Raw genomic sequence first — 22598 nt, 5'->3', positions numbered from 1 at the left:
GCGGGGAGGCTCGCCCTCCCCTATTTAATGCATATAAGGAAATCGCTTTATGCACGCAAAACAACTTATTGCCACAGTGCTTGGTGGAGCCCTGTTGGCCCTAACTTGCACCTCGCCAGCAATGGCTGCAGGCAAATGGGCACACATGGATTCAGCCGAGTTTGAAGCGGTATTGGATCAGAAGTTTGCCGAAGGCAAATACTCTAAGAAAGGCGCTGACAACTGTCTGATGTGTCACAAAAAGTCAGACAAGGTGATGGCCTTATTTGATGGTGTTCATGGCCGTATGGATCACAAAGACAGCCCTATGGCTGGTCTGCAATGTGAAGCCTGTCACGGGCCAATGGGCAAGCACAACAAAGGTGGTAAAGAGCCAATGATCGCCTTTGGCGAAGGTTCTCCACTTAGCTCAGAAAAACAAAACAGCGTATGTCTCTCTTGTCACCAAGACGAAGAGCGCATGGCGTGGCATAGCTCGACTCACAACCTAGAAGAGTTGGATTGTGCTGATTGTCACCAAGTGCACGCAGCCAAAGACCCAATCATGGAACCTGCCACTGAGGTTGAAACCTGCAGCAACTGTCACACCCGTCAAAAAGCGGATATGGCTAAGCGCAGTGCTCACCCAATGGACTGGGGTGGCATGACCTGTTCTAGCTGTCACAACGCCCACGGTTCTATGTCTGAAGCGGCGCTTAACAGCACCAGCATCAACGAAAACTGTTACGAGTGTCATGCTGAAAAACGCGGTCCTTTCCTGTTTGAACACGAGCCAGTGGTTGAAGACTGTAGCGCTTGTCACAACGTTCACGGCAGCGTTAACAAAGACATGTTGACTCGTCGTGCACCGCAACTGTGTCAAAGCTGTCACTCTAGCGCTCACAACGGTAACCCTGCGTTTAACTCAGGTAGCGATGTGATGACTGCAGGTAAGAGCTGTTTGAACTGTCACAATCAGATCCACGGGTCTAACCACCCGAATGGCTCTGCGTTGATGCGCTAAGGGAGTACCGCAATGAAACTGCATTTGAATCTAATCACCTTAGCGCTGGTAAGCATGTCTGGCAGCGCGATGGCGAACTATGGTTTGGCCAACGCCAATACCGATAAAGTGAACTTGGATAAGTGGCAATGTAAGCGCTGTGTCACCACCGACGGCGCCAGTGGCAGCGTTGGTATTAGCGCTGGTACTGTTGATTCCAACGACATTCACGCCAACAACGCCTTTATGGGCGACGAAGATGGCGCGATTTATGGTGTCAACGCTGATCTGACCTATCGTCGAGCTGGCCACCAAGCCACCCTGAAGATGGATAACTTGGGCCGTGAAAACAGCACTGCATCCATGTCTGCGGGTAAAATGGGCGTTGCAGTATTGCAAGCCGATTATGCAACTTACACCAGTTACAAAGGCACCGCACAAAGCCAATACGTAACCAGTGGTGACAGCCTCACCGCAACCGGAGAGTTGGTAGACCAAGACCTAAAACTGGAGCGCGAACGCTACGGCTTTGCTCTTGACGCTGAGATTGGCATGGTTGAAACCTACGCTAATTTCCGTCGTGAAGACAAAACCGGTAACCGTTCTGCTTCAATTGGTGGCTTAACCGCAACCAATATCGTTCAGGCAGTCGATACCACTACCGATCGCTGGGAAGCCGGTGCTCGTTTAGTGGGCGCTAACTGGTTTGCTGGCGTTGGTTACGTATACTCTGAGTTCGACAACAATCAGGGCGCGGCAATTGACTTCAATGGCTACCAAGACGCACTAGCGTACGAGCCAAGCAATGACGCGTACCAGATCATCGCCAATGGCGCTTATCAGTTCGGTCGCAGTAACATCTCTGCCCGTTTCGTTTCTGGTGAGATGAACCAAGACTCCAACACCATCTCCAGCACCAGCGTTGCAGCGTTTGACGGCAAGGTAGAAACCATTGATGCCAACATCAAGTTCACTACCCTTGCTACTAACCGTTTGCGCTTAACTGCAGGTGTTGACTACTCAGATCGTGACAACAAGTCATCGATCTTAGCCGGTACCGATTTCACCGTTGATCCAATCAGTGGTGAGCTGGAAGAGGTAACACTGCTTGACACCACCAAAACCGATCTGGATTTGGGTGCTAGCTACCGTATCGCCTCTGGCTATCGTGTAGACGGTAAATATGAGTACCAGCAGAAGCAACGTACTGCCGAAGGTTGGGATGAAGAGGAAACTCAGGATCACGCCGGCACCATCAAACTTCGTGTTACTGCTTTCGACAAGTGGGATATCGCAGTTAAAGGTGGCTACAGCCATCGTGACCTATCCGAGTACGATGCCGATCGCTTAACCGCCAGCGAAGACAACACCCTGCTGCGTCGTTACAACTTAGCCGATCGTGACCGTACCGAAGCGAAGCTTGAGGTTACCCACACTCCGTTGGACAACCTCGCAATCGACTTTAATGGCTACTGGGCATTAGACGATTACGACAACACCGATATTGGTTTAACCGAAGGTGAAGATTACGGCTTCGATTTGGGACTAAGCTACCAAATCGGTAAGGCGAATCTACACGTTTACGGTGGCCAGCAGTGGATCAACACCGAGCAACAAGGTAGCAGTGGCGGCAGTGGTTCAGCTAACTGGTTTACCGACGTTGAAGATGAGTTTGTTCACCTTGGTTTCGGTGCTGATTACCAGCTGCTAGAAAACACCGTAGTAGGTGTTGATTACCTCTACGCGGACTCGACCAGCGACACCGTAATGAAGCAAGGTGTAACCGTACCTTACGATGACTACTTTGCTACTAGCCACAGCGTTAACCTGTTTACCGAAGTTGAAATCCGCACCGGTATGGCAGTACGCCTTGACTACCAGTACGAACGCTTCGAAGAGACCGATTACGGCAATGTAGACCCGTATGAAGTGGACAACTTAGTCACTCTTGGCAATCTTGACCACAACTACAACGCACACCTAATCATGCTGAGCTTCAGCTACGATTTGTAAATCGCGTTAGTTTTACTAAGCCCACCTTTTGGTGGGCTTTTTTGTAGGCTGTGTCGTACTTAGCTGTTGAAGTTTATCTTAAGCCTTCGGCTTCACCGATTTCGGTGCTTTTGGGGGAGGATGTCGCGGTCATTCTTGTATGCATTAGCGGGGAGCTTCGCCCCTTTGGAATCCCCCCTTGCCTTAGGTCGCAGTCCAAAGCGGCAGAATGTCAACGGCGGTAGTGCTTAACCCCTTGTATCGGCGCTCGTCGAGCCGGTGCTTTAACTGTATTAGAAAGAACAACACTTAATTGGTACACAGCCTTTTTGTATGCTTTAAAAGCAACTGGCGTAGCCATACACAAAAAATATCAAATAATCACAATCTAACCGCCACAACTGTGAACTGGTTAAGAGGAAACTCCCTATATAATCACAATAATAGCGCCCATAAACTGTGTATCGGAGAAAGCCGTGAAGATCGTCGTTGCCCCAGATTCATTTAAAGAGAGCTTAACCGCGATGGAAGCGGCTACCCAAATTGAAGCAGGGATCCTTGCTGCTATGCCAACTGCCAAAGTGGTTAAACTGCCGGCAGCCGATGGTGGTGAAGGCACAACTCAAACCTTGGTTGATGCCACCGGCGGACGCTTTATTGAGATTACTGCCTGTGACCCGCTTGGCCGCCCAAATCAAGCCAAGTTTGCGCTATTAGGCGATGGCAAGACTGCAGTGGTGGAGATGGCAGAAGCGTCTGGGTTACACCTGGTAGCACCGGAGCAACGCAACCCTCTCAATACCTGTAGCTTTGGTACCGGCGAACTCATCAAGGCTGCATTGGACTGTGGTATCGATACGCTGTTACTTGGGCTAGGTGGCAGCGCCACCAATGACGGCGGAGCCGGTATGGTAAAAGCCCTAGGTGCCAAGCTATTGGATGCTGATGGTAATCATATTAGCTCTGGTGGTGCTGCTTTGGCTGCCCTGTCGAGCATCGATTTAAGCGGTATCGATAAGCGTTTACAACAGATCGATATCCAGGTGGCGTGCGACGTTGATAATCCGTTGTGCGGAGCTACCGGTGCCTCGGCCATTTTTGGCCCACAAAAAGGCGCTACTGAGGCCATGGTGCAGCAACTCGACAGCGCCTTGGCTCATTTTGGCCGTTGCATTGAACAACAGCTAAATATAGACGTAATCAATAACGCCGGCGCCGGTGCTGCCGGTGGAATGGGTGCTGGTGCTATCGCTTTCCTTAAAGCCACGCTCCGTCCTGGAGTGGACTTGGTATTGGATGCCATTGCGCTGGATAGCTACCTTGCCGACGCCGATCTGGTTATTACTGGCGAAGGTAGGCTTGATGCTCAAAGCGTGCACGGAAAAACCCCGATTGGAGTGGCAAAACGAGCAAAGCAATTCAACCTGCCTGTTATTGCGATCGCCGGCAGTTTAAAAGAGGACGCCAAGGTGTTGAGCGAACACGGGCTTGATGCCATGTTTGCCTGCGTACCGGCACCGATGAGTTTTGAACTGGTTAAATTAGGGGCTGCAGAAAACCTAAAACAAACCGCAACCAACGTCATACGCGTTTGGTCACTGGCGCAAAAGCTCGAGTTTAATTAGCCGCTAGTCGCTCACATTGTGGCTGCAGCAGTGCTTGTTGGAGCTGCTGTTGCTGCTGATAAAACTGTAGGTCGCTTAGCTTGCCGTTGCTGATACACATCAGCGTCACTTGGTCTTCGCGTCGGGGAAAGCTGGAAGTAACATCGCCATCCCTATCCAGCAGCATGATAAACGGCATCTTCTTCATCTTTGGAAGAGCAAAGAATCGCGTAATCATCGACGGCATCTCACTGATGTCGATCACGTAAGTCAGCCGTTGCTGTTCAACCAAAGGCAGTTGCTGCATCACCGCAGAGACAACCTCTCCCGCCGAACGGCTATCGGTAAACAGCAAGGTGGCTGAGGAGATGTCGACAAGATGAGCTTGACCGAACTGGTCCTCCAAGCTGAATTGGTTCAACTTTTGTCCAAGATCAACAGCGGCAGCACTGTAACAGAGCAACATTAAACCGCCCATCAGGGCGGCTTTAAGAATGCGCTTCAAGCGACTTAACCCAATACCGAATCGGCAACAAACGGGTTCTTACGACGTTCATCAGCAAAGGTCGCACCTGGGCCATGCCCCGGAATAAAGCTAACGTTATCGCCCAATGGCCACAGTTTTTGAGTAATAGAGTCAATAAGTGCTTGGTGATCGGACATAGGAAAATCGGTACGGCCAATGGAACCATGGAACAGCACGTCACCAACAAAGGCGGTCGCGCTAGAGCGGTGGAAAAACACCACGTGGCCCGGCGTATGACCTGGGGTATGGATTACTTCTAACTCAATTTCACCTAAGTTAAGACGGTCACCCTCGATTAAGAATCGAGTTGAGGTGAAGGGTTCAATACGTGGGAAGCCAAACTTTTGCGACTGCTGATCAAGCGCGTCCAACCAGAACTTGTCGGCTTCGTGCGGGCCAAGGATATTAACCTGAAGCTGCTTAGCCAACTTATCCGCACCACCTACATGATCAATATGACCGTGGGTAAGCCAGATCTGTTCAATGGTCACCCCGAGGGTTTCAGCTGCACTAACGATGCGCTCAATGTCGCCGCCGGGATCGATCACTGCTGCTTGTTTAGTGGCTTCACACCACACTAGTGAGCAGTTTTGCTGAAATGGGGTCACTGGGATGATCTGGTACTTCATGACGATTCTCACTTAGATAATTGACAAGCAGATTAGCAAATTCCGACAACCGAAAACACACACCAACTCGGTCTGAAAGAGTAAAAAGTGATAACAAACTGCGTCAACCGCACACATTACTGATATTGCCGCTGAAACCGGTTTAACTCAACGACCTAACCCGCTTCGATGACATGGTCACGATTGCGCTAAGAGTAAGCAATATTCAGTACAAACTTAGCCGCAAATAGGGTATAACGCTCCGCCCAGCACAATTGTATAGGTAACGCATCCATGTCTAAGTTTTTCTTTAAAGGCAAAATTGAGAAGAAACCCAAGCACGAAAGTTTCGGCTACAACACCAAACGTGAAGTAAAGCTGGGTAGCGAAGAGATGCCGTTATCATTGCAAGTTGCTACCGAAGCGCGCCGCGCAGAGATTCAAGCACAGGTTGAGCAACACAATTTGGTTGCCACCATTGCAGTGATCGCCGATCAAGCTGAAGATATCACGCAACTGGACGCGATAGTTTCCAAGCCGGAAACCGTTACCACCGCGGCGACCCCAGGTCGTAATGACCCATGCACTTGCGGCAGTGGTAAAAAATTCAAGAAGTGCTGCGGTTAAGTTCCCCCACTTTCCTGAATTAAAACACGGCGCCTTAGGTCACCGCGTTTTTTGGGGCGGTGTCACAGTTAAGTGTTGAGGTTTATATCAAGCCTTCGGCTCTACCGCTTGTAGTTCTCTTAAGGGGTTATGCCGCGGTGGCGACGGCATATTCTTGTATGCATTAGGGGGGAGTTCTGCCCCCCACCTTTGGAATCCCCCTTACCTAAGGTTGTAGTCCAAAACGCTTCGCTAGACTGCTCCAATGCGGCAAAAGGTCAACATCGGTAGTGCTTTACCCCTTGTATCAATACTCGCCTAGCTGGTGCTTTAACAGTATTGAAAAGAAAAACACTTAGTTAGTACACAGCCTTTTTAGCTACAGCGATTAGGTATTAACGTTAGCTATCGGGCTAAGCCTTGATTGTTTAACGATGTAACGCGCAGATTTTATTACCTGATGGATCACGCAGGTAGGCGATATAGAGATCCCCTATAGAACCACCAGCACGGATCCCAGGTGGTTCTTCACAGGCGCTACCGCCGTTGGTAAGACCAGCCTGATGCCAAGCATCCGCCTGTTGGGGCGACGCTGCTGCAAAACCAATGGTGCTGCCATTGCCGTGAGTCGCGTCCTTACCATCTATCGGCTTGGTAAGTGCAAAGACTCCGGTTGGAGTAATATAGAAACAGCGCCCTTTCTCGTCCATGGTGCCTGCGCTGTAGCCAAGCTCAGCAAATACGGCATCGTAAAACCGCTTAGATTGCTGCATGTCATTGGCGCCAATCATGATGTGACTGAACATCTTCTCTCCTTGTGAATCCCACATTCCATCTCAACAACAGCTTGAGCGTTGAACCATAAAGTGCAGCAACCACAGAGAAAATTCAAGGCATGCCCACTACTTGGGTAGCCACCTTCCCAAACCAGCACCGCTGTTTTGCCATTAATCGTGCTGAGCTAGCGATGCCACTTGCAGTTAGTCACGAGGTAACTGATTATTACCGTTAAGATCCATCGTTAAGGAGCGGGTTATGACAACAACGTTCACCGCAACTCAGTTAATTAATGCCCTGCTCGACCTACCGACGCCACAGCTTACGGCTAAACCACTGTCTCAAGCGGTGTTCAGTATTCTGGCGCACCACCAGCAATCGGCTAGCCTTTGGAGCGGCAGCTATATCGATGATGAAGGTTTTGCGGTAACCCCACACTACTGGTTGGTTTGGCACACGGATGAAGATCTGATTGTCGATTTTCGTTACCCCGAGCGGTTAGCGTTAGAAGATGGGATTCGAGCCAGCTCGCTGGTCGGAGCGCGCTATCAACCGCTAGACAGAATTGAGTTTGAAGCCATTCCATTGGTGCTACTACCCAGCTTTTGTGCCGAAGACCACGCCCACTTTGATCACCTTGCAGGCAAATAGCAGCTAACTAAGCTAGCGGTGCCGATAAATCGCACAGCTAGCTTAATACGAGTTTATTGCTCCACTAGTGCTGCTCACCCAGCAGTGGTTATTAACCCAATTGACGCCAGTACTATCAGCTTAGTTACCCATAAGCTTTGGATTAACCAATTGGAACCAACATCGTGCGCCTCAAGAACTCACGACATTTCATGGTTGTCACGACACTCAAATTGGCATAAAAAGGCTATATCGTAGTTAACTGTTGAAGTTTATCTTAAGCCTTCGGCTTCACCGATTTCGGTGCTTTTAGGGGAATATGTCGCGGTGGCGGCGGCACATCATTGTATGCATAAGGGGGGAGCTTCGCCCCCTTTGCCTTAGGTCACAGTCCAAAACGCTTCGCTGAACTGCTCCAATGCGGCAGAAGATCAATAGCGGTAGTGCTTTATCCTTTGTATCGCGACTCACCTAGCCAGTGCTTTAACAGCATTGGTTAGCACAACACTCAGTTGGTACTAAGCCATAAAAAAACGCCAAACGGTTGCCCGTTTGGCGTTAGTCAAATCGATTATTAGTCGCGTTTTATCGCAACGCCGCACCACGTAAAAACGCGACTAGGGTTGCGTCATTACAGTCACGGTAGTGTTTGTTATTCGGTTTACGGAAAAACGCACTCAGTTCGTGCTTACTCAGCTCTACACCGCCCAGCGCTAGGGTTTCCAAAACTTGTTCAGCTTGCAAATTCAAAGCGATACGCAGTTTCATAAACACACCATTGTTGTTGATATGTGTTTCTGCGAGTGGTAGAGCACCCTCTTTTTTACCACGCAGCTTGTTGATCAAACCATTCAAAAAGGTCGCCAGAAGCTCATCGTCACACTTCTGATAATTTTGGTCGCCGTTGGTTAACAACATGGCATGGACGGTGTCTACGTCGATGGTGTGCTCAGCTAACGCAAACACATCGGTCATGGTGGCATCATCGTATTCAAGTAAATCTCGCACCATGCGCAGTACATCGTTATTAATCATTCATGTGTCCTAAGAGGTGGTTGGGCGCAAAGCAGCCGCAACAGGCTTAAAATAATCAATAAGGATAACCGATTCTGGCTATCCTGTCTGATTTGCCTGTAACAAATGTTGGCGGCAATGATGACACGGCGCAATCTTATTACGCCAAGCAAGCGGTCATCGTTACACTAAAAATCACTCATCCAGGCCGGTAATATTGCCATCGGCATCGATGTCGATATTTAAGTAAGCGGGCGTCGCCGACAAACCTGGCATGGTCATGACATTGCCGGTTAAGACATAAATGAAACCTGAGCCAGCACACAGTTTTAGCGACGAGATTGGCACCGTAAAGTCACGAGGAACTCCCTTTAACGCGGGGTTGTGACTGATTGACAACGGTGACTTGGCCATACATAACGGTAGATTACTATAGCCCAACTTAGCCAACGTTAGGATATCGGCCTTGGCTTGTTCACTAAGCTCTATCCCAGCACCACCGTAACCTGCTTCCACCATCGTTAGTAGCTTATGCTCAATGCATTGTTCAACATCATACAGATATTGGAACGACTGTTCTGATGGTTGTGCTAGAGCCTCAACCACTCGCTGTGCTAACAATTCAGCACCCTCGCCGCCTTTACTAAATGCTTCAGAAATGGCCACCGATGCACCTTGAGCTTCCACTTGCTGTTGCAGCCATTGCAGCTCGGCATCGCTGTCTTGCGGAAAGCGATTTAAGGCCACCACAACTGGAATCCCATAACGCTTAACGTTATTAATGTGCCATTGCAAGTTAGCAAAGCCAGCTTCAAGGGCATGTTGATCTGGTTCGAAAATCGCCTGCGGCAGCGTCTGTCCTGGGCGTAAATCATACACCCCAGAGTTGGCTTTTAGGCCACGTAAGGTAGCAACAACAACACCGGCATCTGGGGATTTACCCGCGGCACGCGCTTTAATATTACAGGCTTTCTCAAAGCCCATATCTGAGCCAAACCCACCCTCTGTAACGACTACATCGGCTAGGCCAAGTGCCATTTTATCAGCAATAATGGAGGAGTTGCCGTGCGCGATGTTGGCGAATGGGCCAGCATGCACCAAGGTAGGCACACCCTCTAAGGTTTGCATTAGTGTCGGCTGGGCCGCGTCGCGCATTACTGCTGCCATCGCACCAGCCACCTGAATATCTTCAGCAGTAACCGGTTTACCATCGATATTATAGGCCAACACCACCTTACCAAGGCGCTGACGTAAATCGGCTAAATCAGCAGCCAATGCCAACACTGCCATTAACTCAGACGCAGCAGTAATATCAAAGCCGCTTTCGCGTTCGATGCCATTGGCGCTTGAGCCCGGCCTATTGATGCCAATGGTGACCCGGCGCAGTGCGCGATCGTTCATATCAACACTACGACGCCACGCAATCCGGTTAGGATCGATATCAACCCGTGACAACCCCGTCTTAGCTGTAAACTCATTACCAAGCTGCTGCTCGTGGAACAGTCGGGCATCGATGGCTGCCGCAGCAAGGTTATGTGCGGCCGCTACCGCATGAATATCTCCACTTAAATGAAGATTCAGCTCTTCCATCGGCGCAACTTGGCTATAACCACCGCCAGCTGCACCTCCCTTAACCCCAAATACTGGCCCCATTGACGGTTGACGAATACATGCCATCACCTTGGTGCCAATACGTTGTAGACCTTGGGCCAAACCTATCGTGGTCACAGTTTTACCTTCGCCTAGCGGTGTCGGTGTGATCGCCGTTACTACAACCAATTTCCCTTGAGCTTCAGCTTCTGCTCGCTTTAACAGCGAAAACTTCAGTTTGGCCTTGGTATCACCATAGGATGTTACCTCATCAGCTAAGATTCCGGCTTGAGCGGCAATAACGCTAATGGGTTTCAGTGTGGTCTGTTGTGAAATAGCTAAGTCGGACTTCATCTTACTCGACATCCCTTGTGGCAGTGGATTGAACACAATATCTGGCGCGCGCAGTGTACATCAGCACAGTTAGAACACTGTGTTCACACAAGTGATTCATGCAGATTTTTTGATTTTCTCAACCGTGATCACAATCACCGTTATTATTATCGGATTCTGGCGGGTGTTGATTAGATGCAAAAGACCGAGCAGTAAGCTCGGCCTCGTGTCTTCATCCTCTGGGTACACAACGATACCCAATGGACAGATTATGGCGTTAGTAGCACCTTAACGCTGTCATCTACATCAGCTTGATCGATATAGCCAACCGCCGCTGAATTACCTGCAACTTGCTGTTTAACTTGTGCCGCAGAAGTTACTTGCGACGGTGCTGCAGCTTTGCCGGTGAACACCAAGCGTGACCAATAAGACTTAAGCTGTGCTTCGGTCTTACCGGTTACCTTTTGATGAAATTCAAGCCGTAATGGATTGCCGTCTTGCAGCTCAATCAACTTCGGTTTGCCGCCCCAAGGTAGGGTTTTCATCTTACCTAGAAACAGCTTAGAGGCGTTCGTTTGACTGAGCTCAGCAGCTGCGGGGTTACCAACCAGCACCACATCGGCTTGAGCAGACACACTTAACGCAATACCCACTAAGGCAATAGACAGTTTTTTCATTGTTATTATCCCCTTAGAACATCACGTCGAGTTTAACGGTGTACACCAGTGCTTCATCAAAGTTATCAACGACAACTGGCACACCGGGCAATCCAGCTAGCTCACCAATATTGCCTTCGAGGGCGGCGGAGCTGCCGTTGAAATCGTCAGAGTAACTCACGTCGAACTTAAGCGCCGCACCGGCAATAAAGTCCCAGCGAGCTCCCACAGAATAGGTAGTACGTTCAACGTCGAGTGCTGAACGCAAACCCATAGGCATAACACGATCGTCGTCATCCTGACTCTCAACCACCGAGTACATGATGTACGGTGTCACTGAACCAATTGGATATGACAAAGCGGCATAGAAAGAATCTGTATCTGGGTACTCATCATCGACTTCTATAATGGTGTACTCAGACATCAGCATAAATTCGTTAGCATCATAACGAAAACCAAAGCCATAAAAATCAACGTCTTTATTAGCTAAAAAATCGATATTATCCTTATCAGAGGTCGACGAAAAATAGCTACCGCGCAAGGTAACTCGCTCCCACTCGTAAGTAGCAGCTAAACCATAAAGGTCGCTGAATTCAGACTTCTCACCAAAGCTACTGTCTTCAGCTAGAACCGACATCTCACCCCAAATTGGCTGGACACTCAGTGATGAATTATCGAAATCGAAGGTATGTAGCAGTTCAACACCGGTATAGGAGCTAACCGGAGAGACGCTATAGACCTCTGCCGATGGACGCGCAAATGGATAGGCATAACCTACCTCTAAGTAATCGGACAGCATAAACAGCGGCAATCGCAGCTTACCTGCGCGAGCTTGGGCGCCATTATCAAACTCATAGGACACAAAGGCCCATTCAGTTTTTAGATCCCAATCATCACGGCCGCGGGATATCAGCTGTAACGTTGCATCCATTTTACTGTTGATTTGGTAGGTGCTTTGAATAGCAAACAAGCTGTCTTGAGAGAAGTTGAGCTCATCGTCATTATAACCTGCGTAACCGGCACCATCTTTCGCCATGCCTACAGCAAGTGATGCAAAGCCATTTACCCTAAAGCGTTCAATCCAGCTGTTTACTTCCACACTTGATTCCAATTGTGCCACTCGACTCTTTAATTGGTCGATTTCAGCATTGGCCTCGGTTGCGGCCATCGCGGTTGGCATAGCTAGCCCTAACGCAATGAATAAGCTAAGTTTTTTCAATTCCATTTCTAAACTCCAGACGAGGAAAATGCGGCGCTACTACAGCGCCAAATAGGTATAAGGAGGGAACGTTGTCAGTGTTGTGAGACTGAACTAAACCTTGAAATGGTTTACTTCATTGACTAGCTGCTGATTAATCTCTAGCAGAGATTGGCTTACATCTTCGAGCTCAGCGGTGTTCTCCGTCGATTGACGTGCCATAGTTTGAATCTCTTCGATGTAGTTGCGGATCTGCTCTGAGGTCGCACTTTGCTCTTCGGTTGCAGCGGCTATCAGATGGTTGGTTTGCGATATTTCCGAGACCTGATCGCTGATATTGTTCAACGACACTCCGGTATTTTCCGCTTGGGCAACACTGGTTTCGGTGCGGTCACTGCCGCGGCTCATCGCAGCAACGGCAGTCTTAGATGCACTCTGTAACTCCTCTAACACTACTTGAATCTCTTGAGTGGAGATCTGGGTCCGTGATGCAAGGTTACGTACCTCATCAGCAACAACGGCAAAGCCTCGGCCATGTTCACCAGCACGAGCCGCTTCAATAGCTGCATTAAGTGCTAGCAAGTTGGTTTGCTCTGCAATACTGCGGATGGTGTCTAAGATACTACCGACATTATTGGTATGACTCTCTAGCCGGCCGATTTCATCAGCAGTGTGTTTAACGTCGTGGGCCAGCTCATTAATAGTTTCAACACTGGCACGCATCAAGGTACGACCTTCATCACAATCTGTGCTGGCTTGGGTCGCGGCACTGCTGGCCATAGCCGCGTGTTCAGAAATGTGTTTTACACTGGCAAACATTTCGCTTAGCGCGCCTGTAGTCTGCTCAATGGCGTGGGATTGAGAGGCAATATTATTATTGGTCACTGTACTAACTTGACCTAAGCGAGTTGCCATTTCACCCAGCTTTAAGGTGTTATCTTTGGTTTGGCTAATCAACACCTGCAAGGTATCGACAAACTGATTAAAGTAGCTAACCAATTCTCCTAGTTCATCTTTACCATCATATTTTAACCGAACGGTAAGATCAGCTTCACCCGAGGCAATCTCTTTAAGGGAATCAGTTACACTATTAATACCGCTGGTAATATTGCGTGTGACTGACCAGCCAATAAACAGCACCATAATAATAGTAATTAAACCTAATGCAGCGGCTAAAAATTGAGCTTCACTGCTACCATCATTGGTTTCTTGCACTGCAAAATCAACTGCCTGCTGAGCCGAACTAATCATCTCAGTTTGGAATTGTTGTAACGCCTCAAGCTCGTTATTTATTTTCCCTGCTTGAGCCTCCATCTGCTGAAAGTCGAGAGTGCCATCCAGCATGCCTTTAGCTAGAGCATACGCTTGGCTATAGTAGCTTTGCATTAGTCGCTCAAGCTGTGGATTTTGTGTTGCGATTGGCTGCACTGCTGCTAGCTTTTGCGCGCTCTTTAGCCATTGTTGCCGGAACTCATTCGCGCTTTCCAGCATATCGGTTTCGCCCACCATCACTGCAGTGCGCAGCGAATCAACAATGCGATCCGTCTTGATCGACATCGACTGCAACTGCTGCATCGATGGATAAAGCGATTTTTGCAACAGCTCCAGTCGCTCGAGATTGCGCGTACTATGGACGCTGAACAGTGCCAGTAACAAAACACAACTAACCACTGCCACACCAATAATGATCGCAATCTTATTGCCGATAGATAATCGTTTTAATAAATTCATTGTGAACATCCCTTTACTGTACTTATTTATTTGAACAAAAATAAACCAGTCACCTACCAATCTAAATCGACCAAACAAAAATCCGTAACAGTGCAGTAACTCCTTAAATAACCAACACTAATGAACGACCCAATCACAACCAATCCACTATAACCAACATGCTTTCGTTACGATGAACTTCCTAAACTTAGTAAGGCATCGACAATAACCTAATTCAGGTTAACAATAACCTGTTTTTTTTTACAATTTTTTCTTTTGGGCAATAAAGCAACAATTGGTGTAACAAGAACATGTCGACCGCCAAATTAATGTCACTAAAAATATTAATGGGAGGCGTACAATTAACATCAATAAAAAAGGCACCAATAAATGATGCCTTTTTATAAAGTGAATGATTATTGCGCTAATAAATTATAATACGCCAAGCTCCTTTAATCGCTCGGTAAGGTAACCTTCAGCGGTATACCGTTCCGACAACACCACCTCTGGTCGAGGATGCAAGAACAAAGGCAGTGAAATCCTAGCGCTATTATCACTAGAGTCTGGATTAACCACACGGTGAGTGGTCGAAGGGAAATAGCCGTTAGACGCCTCTTGCAGCATATCGCCAACGTTAACCACCAAATGACCGAAGTCTGCCGCCACCTCAACCCAATCTTGCCCGTCTTTAAGCTGCAACCCCTTAGCATTAGCTGCAGGTAGGATGGTCAAAAGGTTGATATCTTCATGGGCGGCAGCCCGCATTGCCCCCTTTGGCTCATCACCCTGCAACACCGGATAGTGAAGCACCCGAAGCAGGGTTTTGTCACTGCCATAGACCATGCTTGGCAATGGTTCACTATAGCCGTTGGTAAGCTCTTTGGGGCCAAAACGTTGTACCCAAGTGAGTAACTCACTGGCCAATGCCCCAGCTTGGGCATAGTAGCTGGCCAATTCAACTCGCAGTGAGTCAGGACATTGCCCCCAAGGGTAAAAGTGGAAATACTCCTTCAGATCTTTCTTGTCGTTGCCCTTCGCGGTTTCTGATACGTCAGCAGGAAAGAAGCCATCCTGCGTTTTCGGATCGAAACGAAAATTGCTTTTCTGGTCGGTAAGAAAGAAGCGCCCCCACTGTTGATAAATGGTTTCTACCAACTCTTGTGAGATTGGATGATTCTTGATCACTGCAAAGCCGGTATTATGCAATGAGCGAACAAACTGCTCTGCCGCATCTGGGGCTTGGTAATCTACTGCAACCAATTCCATATTGCCGATATCCTTATGGTTAAACTCCCGAATTAAGACTACTGCTAAGTGCCTTAGGAAGCAAAAAGCCCACCAAAATAGGTGGGCTTAACGAGTGTTACGCTATGACATTATGCCGTTGCTGCGCTTACCAGCCGGTTACATCGCGCAACGCCGTACCGATATCAGCCAATGAGCGAACAGTGCGAACACCTGCGTCTTCCAATGCAGCAAACTTTTCAGCCGCCGTACCTTTACCACCAGCAATAATCGCCCCAGCGTGGCCCATGCGCTTACCTGCTGGTGCAGTAACGCCAGCGATGTAAGAAACCACTGGTTTGGTTACATTCGCCTTGATATAAGCGGCAGCTTCCTCTTCAGCAGTACCACCAATCTCACCAATCATGACGATCGCTTCGGTTTGTGGATCGTTCTGGAACATCTCCAGTACGTCAATGAAGTTAGAACCTGGAATCGGGTCACCACCAATACCAACACAGGTAGACTGACCGAAGCCTTCGTCGGTGGTCTGCTTAACCGCTTCGTAGGTCAAGGTACCAGAACGAGAGACGATGCCAACTTTGCCAGGCTGGTGGATATGACCAGGCATGATGCCAATCTTACACTCGCCCGGAGTGATAACACCTGGACAGTTAGGGCCAATCATACGAACGCCAGCTTGGTCTAGCTTAACTTTCACTTCCAGCATATCCAGTGTCGGGATCCCTTCAGTGATGGTTACGATAAGCTCAATTCCCGCATCGATAGCTTCAAAGATAGCGTCTTTACAAAACGGCGCTGGCACGTAAATAACCGACGCGGTTGCACCGGTGGTTTCAACAGCATCACGAACGGTATTAAATACCGGTAAGCCTAGATGAGTGGTACCGCCTTTGCCCGGTGACACACCACCAACCATCTGCGTTCCATACTCAATCGCTTGCTCTGAGTGGAACGTACCTTGTCCGCCAGTAAAACCCTGACAAATAACCTTGGTGTCTTTATTAATTAAAACGCTCATTACTTGGCCTCCGCTGCCGCTACTACTTGCTGCGCCGCGTCAGTCAGGCTAGTTGCAGCGATGATGTTCAAACCTGAATCCGCTAGGGTCTTAGCGCCTAATTCAGCGTTGTTACCTTCAAGGCGAACAACAACAGGAATGGTTACACCTACTTCTTCTACTGCACCGATAATGCCTTCGGCAATCAGGTCACAACGCACGATGCCGCCAAAGATATTCACTAGAACGGCTTTGACGTTATCGTCAGACAGGATGATCTTAAACGCCTCGGTAACACGTTCTTTGGTTGCGCCGCCACCAACGTCCAAGAAGTTCGCTGGGCTGCCACCATGCAGGTTAACGATATCCATAGTACCCATCGCCAAACCGGCACCGTTCACCATGCAACCGATGCTGCCGTCAAGAGCTACGTAGTTAAGCTCCCACTGAGCAGCGTGTGCTTCACGCTCATCTTCTTGGCTAGGGTCGTGCATTTCACGCACCTTAGCTTGACGGTAGAGGGCGTTAGAATCGATGTTGATCTTGCCATCAAGACAGTGCAGATCGCCTTTATCGGTAATAACCAGTGGGTTGATTTCTAGTAGTGCAAAATCTTTATCGAGGAACATTTGCCCCAACCCCATAAAGATCTTGACGAACTGCTTGATCTGATCACCTTTCAGGCCAAGCTTAAATGCGAGTTCACGACCTTGGTAAGGCATTGGACCTACCAATGGATCGATAGCGGCTTTGTGGATCAGCTCAGGGGTCTCCTCAGCTACTTTTTCAATCTCAACGCCACCTTCAGTGGATGCCATAAACACCACGCGCTGGGTGCCACGGTCAACAACAGCGCCAAGGTATAGCTCTTGATCAATGTCGGTGCAAGACTCTACCAAAATTTTAGTTACCGGCTGGCCGCCAGCATCAGTTTGATAGGTTACCAAGCTTTTACCCAGCCAGTGCTGAGCAAACTCGCGGATCTCTTCTTTAGTGTTAGCCAGCTTTACGCCACCGGCTTTACCACGGCCGCCGGCGTGGACTTGGCACTTTACTACCCATTTGTCGCCACCGATTTTACCGGCAGCTTCTGCTGCTTCTTGGGGGGTGTCACAAGCGTAACCTTCTGATACAGGTAGACCGTATTCTGCGAAGATCTGCTTAGCCTGATATTCATGCAAATTCATGGTTATAGTCCGTTTACTTCTAATTATCCTTGGCTCTGATCAGAATCAGAGTTGAAACTGGGGCAGCGATGCTGCCCCAGGTAGATCAGATGTCCAACAACAGTCGAGTTGGATCTTCCAGTAACTCTTTAATGGTTACCAAGAAGCCAACCGACTCGCGGCCATCAACGATTCGGTGATCGTACGAAAGCGCCAAGTACATCATTGGTTGCACTACAACTTGTCCATCAACCGCCATCGGGCGGTCTTTGATCGCATGCATACCTAAAATTGCGCTTTGTGGTGGGTTGATAATCGGGGTCGACATCAAAGAACCAAACACGCCACCGTTGGTGATAGTGAAATTACCTCCGGTCAGCTCGTCGACTGTCAACTTGCCTTGTTGACCTTTAACTGCAAGCTCTTTAATACCCTGTTCAATTTCAGCCACAGACAGCTTGTCTGCATCACGCAGTACTGGCGTTACCAATCCACGCGGGGTTGAAACCGCAATGCTGATGTCAAAGTAGTTGTGGTAAACCACGTCATCACCATCCAGCGAAGCATTCACTTCAGGGTAACGCTTCAGGGCTTCAACTACTGCTTTTACGTAAAACGACATAAAGCCTAAACGGATGCCATGGCGCTCCTCAAAAATGTCGCGATATTGCTTACGCAAGCTCATAATCGGTGCCATATTAACCTCGTTAAAGGTGGTTAGCATGGCAGTGGAGTTCTTTGCTTCCAACAAACGCTCAGCAATGCGCTTACGCAAGCGGGTCATTGGCACACGCTTTTCGGTACGGCCACTCAGCGCTGGGGCTGGTGTTGGTGCAGGAGCGGCAGCAGCTGGCGCAGCCTTGCCTTTACCTTGAATGAAGGCTTCGACATCCTCTTTGGTGATGCGGCCACCAACGCCACTGCCACTAACGGCGGTAATATCAACGTTGTGCTCAGCAACCAAACGACGTACCGATGGGCTTAACGCATCACTACTGTCAGACTCTGCCACTGGCTGGGCTTCGGCTTCCTGTTTCGACACCTCTTGACCAGCCTTAGCGCCTGCCAAGAAGTTAGCGATAACTTGTTCACCTAGAACAGTCTCGCCTTCACCCTGCAGAATTTCGCTGATCTGGCCATCCTCTGGCGCCACCACTTCAAGTACTACTTTATCAGTTTCGATATCTACCAGGTTCTGATCACGGCTAACCGCTTCGCCTGGTTGCACATGCCAAGTGGCAATGGAGGCATCGGCTACCGATTCGGGCAGAACGGGGACCTTAATTTCGATGCTCATCGGCTATTCAATCCTTGTCTTGTTCTAATACAGATTCAGCGCACTTTCAATCAGTGCTTGTTGCTGTGTGTTGTGCAATGAAACGTAGCCCACTGCTGGTGCAGCAGAAGCACTACGTCCGGCGTAAGATAACTGTGCACGCTTTGGAATCGCGGCCCAGAAATGGTGCTGGCTACAGTACCAAGCGCCTTGATTTTGTGGCTCTTCCTGACACCAGACAAATTCAGTGACGTGTTGATACGGCTCCAAAATTTTACTCATCTCCTCAGCAGGGAATGGATACAGCTGCTCAATGCGAACAATGGCTACATTATCCATCTCCTCTTTGCGGCGACGCTCCAGTAAATCGAAGTAGACCTTACCAGAACAGAACACCACACGATCAACCTTGCTTGGGTCAAGATCGTCGATTTCACCGATTACATTTTGGAAGGTGCCATTGGCCAGTTCTTCGATACTGCTAACCGCCATTGGATGACGCAACAGCGACTTAGGACTCATGACCACCAATGGACGACGCATCGGTCGGATCGTTTGCCGGCGCAGCATGTGGTAAACCTGCGCTGGGGTCGTCGGTACACAGACCTGCATGTTGTAGTTGGCACACAACTGTAGGAAACGCTCCAGACGCGCCGAGCTATGCTCCGGCCCTTGGCCTTCATAGCCGTGCGGCAACAGCAGCGTCAAGCCGCACAAACGGCCCCACTTCTGTTCACCCGACGATAAGAATTGGTCAATCACTACCTGAGCACCGTTGGCAAAATCGCCAAACTGTGCTTCCCAGATGGTCAGTCCTGACGGCTCGGCGGTAGCGTAGCCGTATTCGAATGCCATCGCGGCGGCTTCAGACAACACCGAGTCGAAAATCTCAATTGGACCTTGGTCATCGGCGACATGACGCAGCGGCATGTATGCGGTAGCGTTATCTTGGTTATGTAGCACCGCGTGGCGGTGGAAGAAAGTGCCACGGCCGGAATCCTGACCGGTCAAGCGAACCCGGTAACCCTGTTTCAACAAGGTGGCGTAGGCCAGAGTTTCTGCCATCCCCCAATCCAGAGGCTTATCGCCACTGGCCATGGTTTCACGATCGCGATAGATCTTAGCAACCCGCGACTGCAACTTGTGCGACTCAGGGATTTCACTGATAGCCGCCGCTAGTTTACTCAACTGCGCGACTTCAATTTTGTCGTCCCATGCCACATCCCATTGGTGGCCGAGGTACGGTTCCCAATCAACGGAATGCTCTGCCATGGTTCGCCACTCAGGTACAACACAATCGCCAGCGTCGAGCTGGTCACGGTAGGTGTTGATCTGTTCAGTCACCTGCTCCGCTTCCAATACTTTGGTTGCCACCAGTTTATCGGCGTACAAACGGCGGGGGGTCGGATGCTTCTTGATCTTTTGATACATCAGCGGTTGAGTTGCGTCTGGCGTATCGGCTTCGTTGTGACCATGACGACGGTAACAGATGAGATCGATAAAGACATCGCGACCAAACTCATAGCGATAATCCATCGCCAGCTGAGCTACAAAGGCGACCGCTTCTGGATCGTCAGCGTTAACATGGAATACCGGTGCCTGAACCATCTTAGCGATATCAGTACAGTATTCGGTCGAGCGGGTGTCGGCAGGATTAGAAGTGGTAAAACCAACCTGGTTATTCACCACCAATCGAATTGCACCACCAACCGAGAAGCCACGGGTTTGCGACATGTTCAAGGTTTCTTGCACCACCCCCTGACCCGCAATAGCGGAATCGCCGTGAATCGTCACCGGCACCACTTTGTTGCCATTGGTACAGCCACGACGGTCCATACGCGCACGGACAGAGCCGATAACAACCGGCGAGACGATCTCAAGGTGGGATGGGTTAAAGGCCAACGCAAGGTGAACGTTACCCCCCGGGGTTGCAAAATCAGAGGAGAAGCCTTGGTGGTATTTAACGTCACCAGAGCCAAGCGCTTCGTCATGCTTACCGGCAAATTCATCAAACAGATCACCAGGTTTCTTACCAAGGATGTTTACCAGCATATTCAAACGGCCACGGTGAGCCATGCCAATAACCATCTCTTTAGCACCATGATCGCCAGAGCGGTAGATCAGTTCACGCATCATCGGAATCAACGCATCGCCACCTTCCAGCGAAAAACGTTTCGCCCCAGGGAACTTAGCGCCTAGGTACTTTTCTAGCCCTTCTGCGGCGTTGAGACCTTCGAGAATCTGGACTTTCTTTTCGGCGCTAAGCTTGTCGACACCAACCACTCCTTCGATCCGTTGCTGCAACCAGCGCTTCTCTTCAGTCGAGGTGATGTGCATGTATTCTGCGCCAATATGGCCACAGTAAGTACGCTTAAGCGAATCAATCAACTGACCCAGCTTCATCGAATCGCCACCAACGGCATAGGAGCCGGTATTGAACTGGCGCGACATATCTTCAACGGTTAAGCCGTGAAAAGCAGGGTCAAGTTCTGGTACTGGTTCACGCTTCCACAACCCAAGAGGGTCAAGATCAGCGCCTTGGTGACCACGGAAACGGTGGGCGTTAATCAGCTGCAGTACGCGCACCTGCTTTTCGCTCAATTCCGGATCAACAGTAGTCTTTTTAGAACGATTGCTATCCAACGCCGCGGCACGGAAATATTCACGAATTGGTGTATGCGCTACTTCGTCCCTTTGTCCCGGTAGCTCAGAAAAAATGGCTTGCCACTCTTCACTTACCGAGGAGGGATCTTCCAAATAGGCCTCATACAGCTCTTCCATGTAAGCTGCGTTGGCACCGGCAAAGTGTGTACTTTGTTGCCAAGCCTTGAGGGAATCCTGTCGCATTCTTATTCCTTTAGCTAATCAGTATCGAGAACTCATTCCTCGAACATGAACCTAAAAGGCCACGTCCTTCATTGCTGAAAACGTGGCCTTATGTTTCTCAACCGTTAAACAACGGCATCCTACGTCAGACCGCGCGATTCAAGAGCATCGACTTGATGTGCCCAATCGCCTTTGTAGGATTTAGTCCCTTAGGACAAACATTAACGCAGTTCATGATGCCATGGCAGCGGAAAACGCTAAATGCATCATCCAAATCACCAAGGCGTTCATCGGTAGCGGTATCACGACTGTCCACCAAGAAACGGTATGCGTGCAGCAAGCCACTTGGACCAACGAATTTATCTGGGTTCCACCAGAACGAAGGGCAAGCGGTAGAACAACAGGCACACAAGATACACTCGTACAAGCCATCCAACTTTTCACGCTGCTCTGGCGACTGCAAATTCTCTCGAACCGGCGTTTTACCATCGTTTATCAGATATGGCTTAACTTTCTCGTACTGCTTGTAGAACTGACTTAAATCAACGACTAAGTCGCGAACCACCGGCATACCTGGCAGCGGACGTATCACCAGTTCTTTGCCAGTAAAGGCGGAGATAGGGGTGATGCATGCCAAGCCATTCTTACCGTTCATATTGATACCGTCAGAGCCGCAAACCCCTTCACGGCATGAACGACGAAACGACAGCGTTGGATCCTGTTCTTTCAACTGAATTAATACATCCAGAACCATCAGATCGGAGCCTTCCGGCAGATCCAAACTGTAGTCTTGCATCTTCGGCTTCAGATCCGTTTCCGGGTTGTAGCGATAGATAGAAACTTTTAATGACATCCGCAC

At 49.4% G+C, this 22598-nt stretch carries 19 protein-coding genes; 5 read left to right on the top strand and 14 right to left on the bottom strand.

What is annotated here, in order from left to right; genetic code table 11:
* Positions 1-49 precede the first annotated feature (49 nt).
* The 3 genes from HER31_RS03425 (at position 50) to HER31_RS03415 (ending at position 4599) form a co-directional block, all read left to right on the top strand.
* Complete coding sequence (locus tag HER31_RS03425; RefSeq protein WP_168659279.1) at positions 50-1003, top strand: DmsE family decaheme c-type cytochrome; 954 nt, start codon at positions 50-52, stop codon at positions 1001-1003.
* Positions 1004-1015: 12 nt separating this feature from the next.
* Entirely contained in the window at positions 1016-2995 is a 1980-nt protein-coding gene (locus HER31_RS03420) for an MtrB/PioB family decaheme-associated outer membrane protein (RefSeq protein ID WP_168659278.1), read from the top strand.
* A gap of 455 nt (positions 2996-3450) precedes the next feature.
* A complete protein-coding gene (locus tag HER31_RS03415) occupies positions 3451-4599 on the top strand; it encodes a glycerate kinase (RefSeq protein ID WP_168659277.1) in 1149 nt (382 codons plus the stop codon).
* Here HER31_RS03415 and HER31_RS03410 read toward each other — a convergent pair.
* Together HER31_RS03410 and HER31_RS03405 are read right to left on the bottom strand one after the other, a co-directional pair.
* Positions 4592-5083 carry a hypothetical protein gene (locus HER31_RS03410; RefSeq protein WP_168659276.1) on the bottom strand — a complete coding sequence of 164 codons (492 nt, stop codon included), beginning with the start codon at positions 5081-5083 and terminating at the stop codon, positions 4592-4594. The two genes, HER31_RS03415 and HER31_RS03410, sit on opposite strands and share 8 nt — an antisense overlap.
* Before the next feature lie 5 nt (positions 5084-5088).
* On the bottom strand, positions 5089-5733 hold the full coding sequence (locus tag HER31_RS03405) for an MBL fold metallo-hydrolase (RefSeq protein ID WP_168659275.1): 645 nt from the start codon (positions 5731-5733) through the stop codon (positions 5089-5091).
* Between the two features lie 273 nt (positions 5734-6006).
* On the opposite strand from HER31_RS03405, the gene HER31_RS03400 reads away from it, so the two are divergent.
* Entirely contained in the window at positions 6007-6339 is a 333-nt protein-coding gene (locus tag HER31_RS03400; protein WP_168659274.1) for a PBPRA1643 family SWIM/SEC-C metal-binding motif protein, read from the top strand.
* 407 nt (positions 6340-6746) lie between these two features.
* Here HER31_RS03400 and HER31_RS03395 read toward each other — a convergent pair whose 3' ends face one another.
* Entirely contained in the window at positions 6747-7124 is a 378-nt protein-coding gene (locus HER31_RS03395) for a VOC family protein (protein WP_168663127.1), read from the bottom strand.
* A 229-nt stretch (positions 7125-7353) separates the two neighbouring features.
* Here HER31_RS03395 and HER31_RS03390 point away from each other — a divergent pair, with 229 nt between their 5' ends.
* A complete protein-coding gene (locus tag HER31_RS03390; protein ID WP_168659273.1) occupies positions 7354-7746 on the top strand; it encodes a hypothetical protein in 393 nt (130 codons plus the stop codon).
* A gap of 564 nt (positions 7747-8310) precedes the next feature.
* Here the strand turns inward: HER31_RS03390 and HER31_RS03385 are convergent.
* The 11 genes from HER31_RS03385 to HER31_RS03335 form a co-directional block, all read right to left on the bottom strand.
* A complete protein-coding gene (locus tag HER31_RS03385) occupies positions 8311-8760 on the bottom strand; it encodes a YehS family protein (RefSeq protein WP_168659272.1) in 450 nt (149 codons plus the stop codon).
* A gap of 174 nt (positions 8761-8934) precedes the next feature.
* On the bottom strand, positions 8935-10683 hold the full coding sequence (locus HER31_RS03380) for a formate--tetrahydrofolate ligase (protein ID WP_168659271.1): 1749 nt from the start codon (positions 10681-10683) through the stop codon (positions 8935-8937).
* A 248-nt stretch (positions 10684-10931) separates the two neighbouring features.
* On the bottom strand, positions 10932-11339 hold the full coding sequence (locus HER31_RS03375; protein WP_168659270.1) for a type 2 periplasmic-binding domain-containing protein: 408 nt from the start codon (positions 11337-11339) through the stop codon (positions 10932-10934).
* 13 nt (positions 11340-11352) lie between these two features.
* Positions 11353-12543 (bottom strand): porin, encoded by a 1191-nt coding sequence (locus HER31_RS03370; RefSeq protein ID WP_168659269.1) that lies wholly within the window; start codon positions 12541-12543, stop codon positions 11353-11355.
* Between the two features lie 87 nt (positions 12544-12630).
* Complete coding sequence (locus tag HER31_RS03365; RefSeq protein WP_168659268.1) at positions 12631-14247, bottom strand: methyl-accepting chemotaxis protein; 1617 nt, start codon at positions 14245-14247, stop codon at positions 12631-12633.
* 411 nt (positions 14248-14658) lie between these two features.
* On the bottom strand, positions 14659-15492 hold the full coding sequence (locus HER31_RS03360) for an isopenicillin N synthase family oxygenase (protein ID WP_168659267.1): 834 nt from the start codon (positions 15490-15492) through the stop codon (positions 14659-14661).
* A gap of 127 nt (positions 15493-15619) precedes the next feature.
* On the bottom strand, positions 15620-16492 hold the full coding sequence (gene sucD, locus HER31_RS03355; protein ID WP_168659266.1) for a succinate--CoA ligase subunit alpha: 873 nt from the start codon (positions 16490-16492) through the stop codon (positions 15620-15622).
* Positions 16492-17658 (bottom strand): ADP-forming succinate--CoA ligase subunit beta, encoded by a 1167-nt coding sequence (sucC, locus tag HER31_RS03350; protein WP_168659265.1) that lies wholly within the window; start codon positions 17656-17658, stop codon positions 16492-16494. Before sucC ends, sucD begins: the two co-directional genes overlap by 1 nt.
* A gap of 85 nt (positions 17659-17743) precedes the next feature.
* Positions 17744-18934: a 2-oxoglutarate dehydrogenase complex dihydrolipoyllysine-residue succinyltransferase gene (gene odhB / locus HER31_RS03345; RefSeq protein WP_168659264.1), complete on the bottom strand. Its 1191-nt coding sequence runs from the start codon at positions 18932-18934 to the stop codon at positions 17744-17746.
* 24 nt (positions 18935-18958) lie between these two features.
* Positions 18959-21760 carry a 2-oxoglutarate dehydrogenase E1 component gene (gene sucA / locus HER31_RS03340; RefSeq protein WP_168659263.1) on the bottom strand — a complete coding sequence of 934 codons (2802 nt, stop codon included), beginning with the start codon at positions 21758-21760 and terminating at the stop codon, positions 18959-18961.
* Positions 21761-21884: 124 nt separating this feature from the next.
* A complete protein-coding gene (locus HER31_RS03335; protein WP_168659262.1) occupies positions 21885-22592 on the bottom strand; it encodes a succinate dehydrogenase iron-sulfur subunit in 708 nt (235 codons plus the stop codon).
* Positions 22593-22598 lie beyond the last annotated feature (6 nt).

The sequence above is a fragment of the Ferrimonas lipolytica genome (assembly GCF_012295575.1).
Lineage (GTDB): Bacteria > Pseudomonadota > Gammaproteobacteria > Enterobacterales > Shewanellaceae > Ferrimonas > Ferrimonas lipolytica.
The sequence above is the reverse complement of the archived record's forward strand: the minus strand, read 5'-3'. Positions and strand labels throughout refer to the sequence as shown.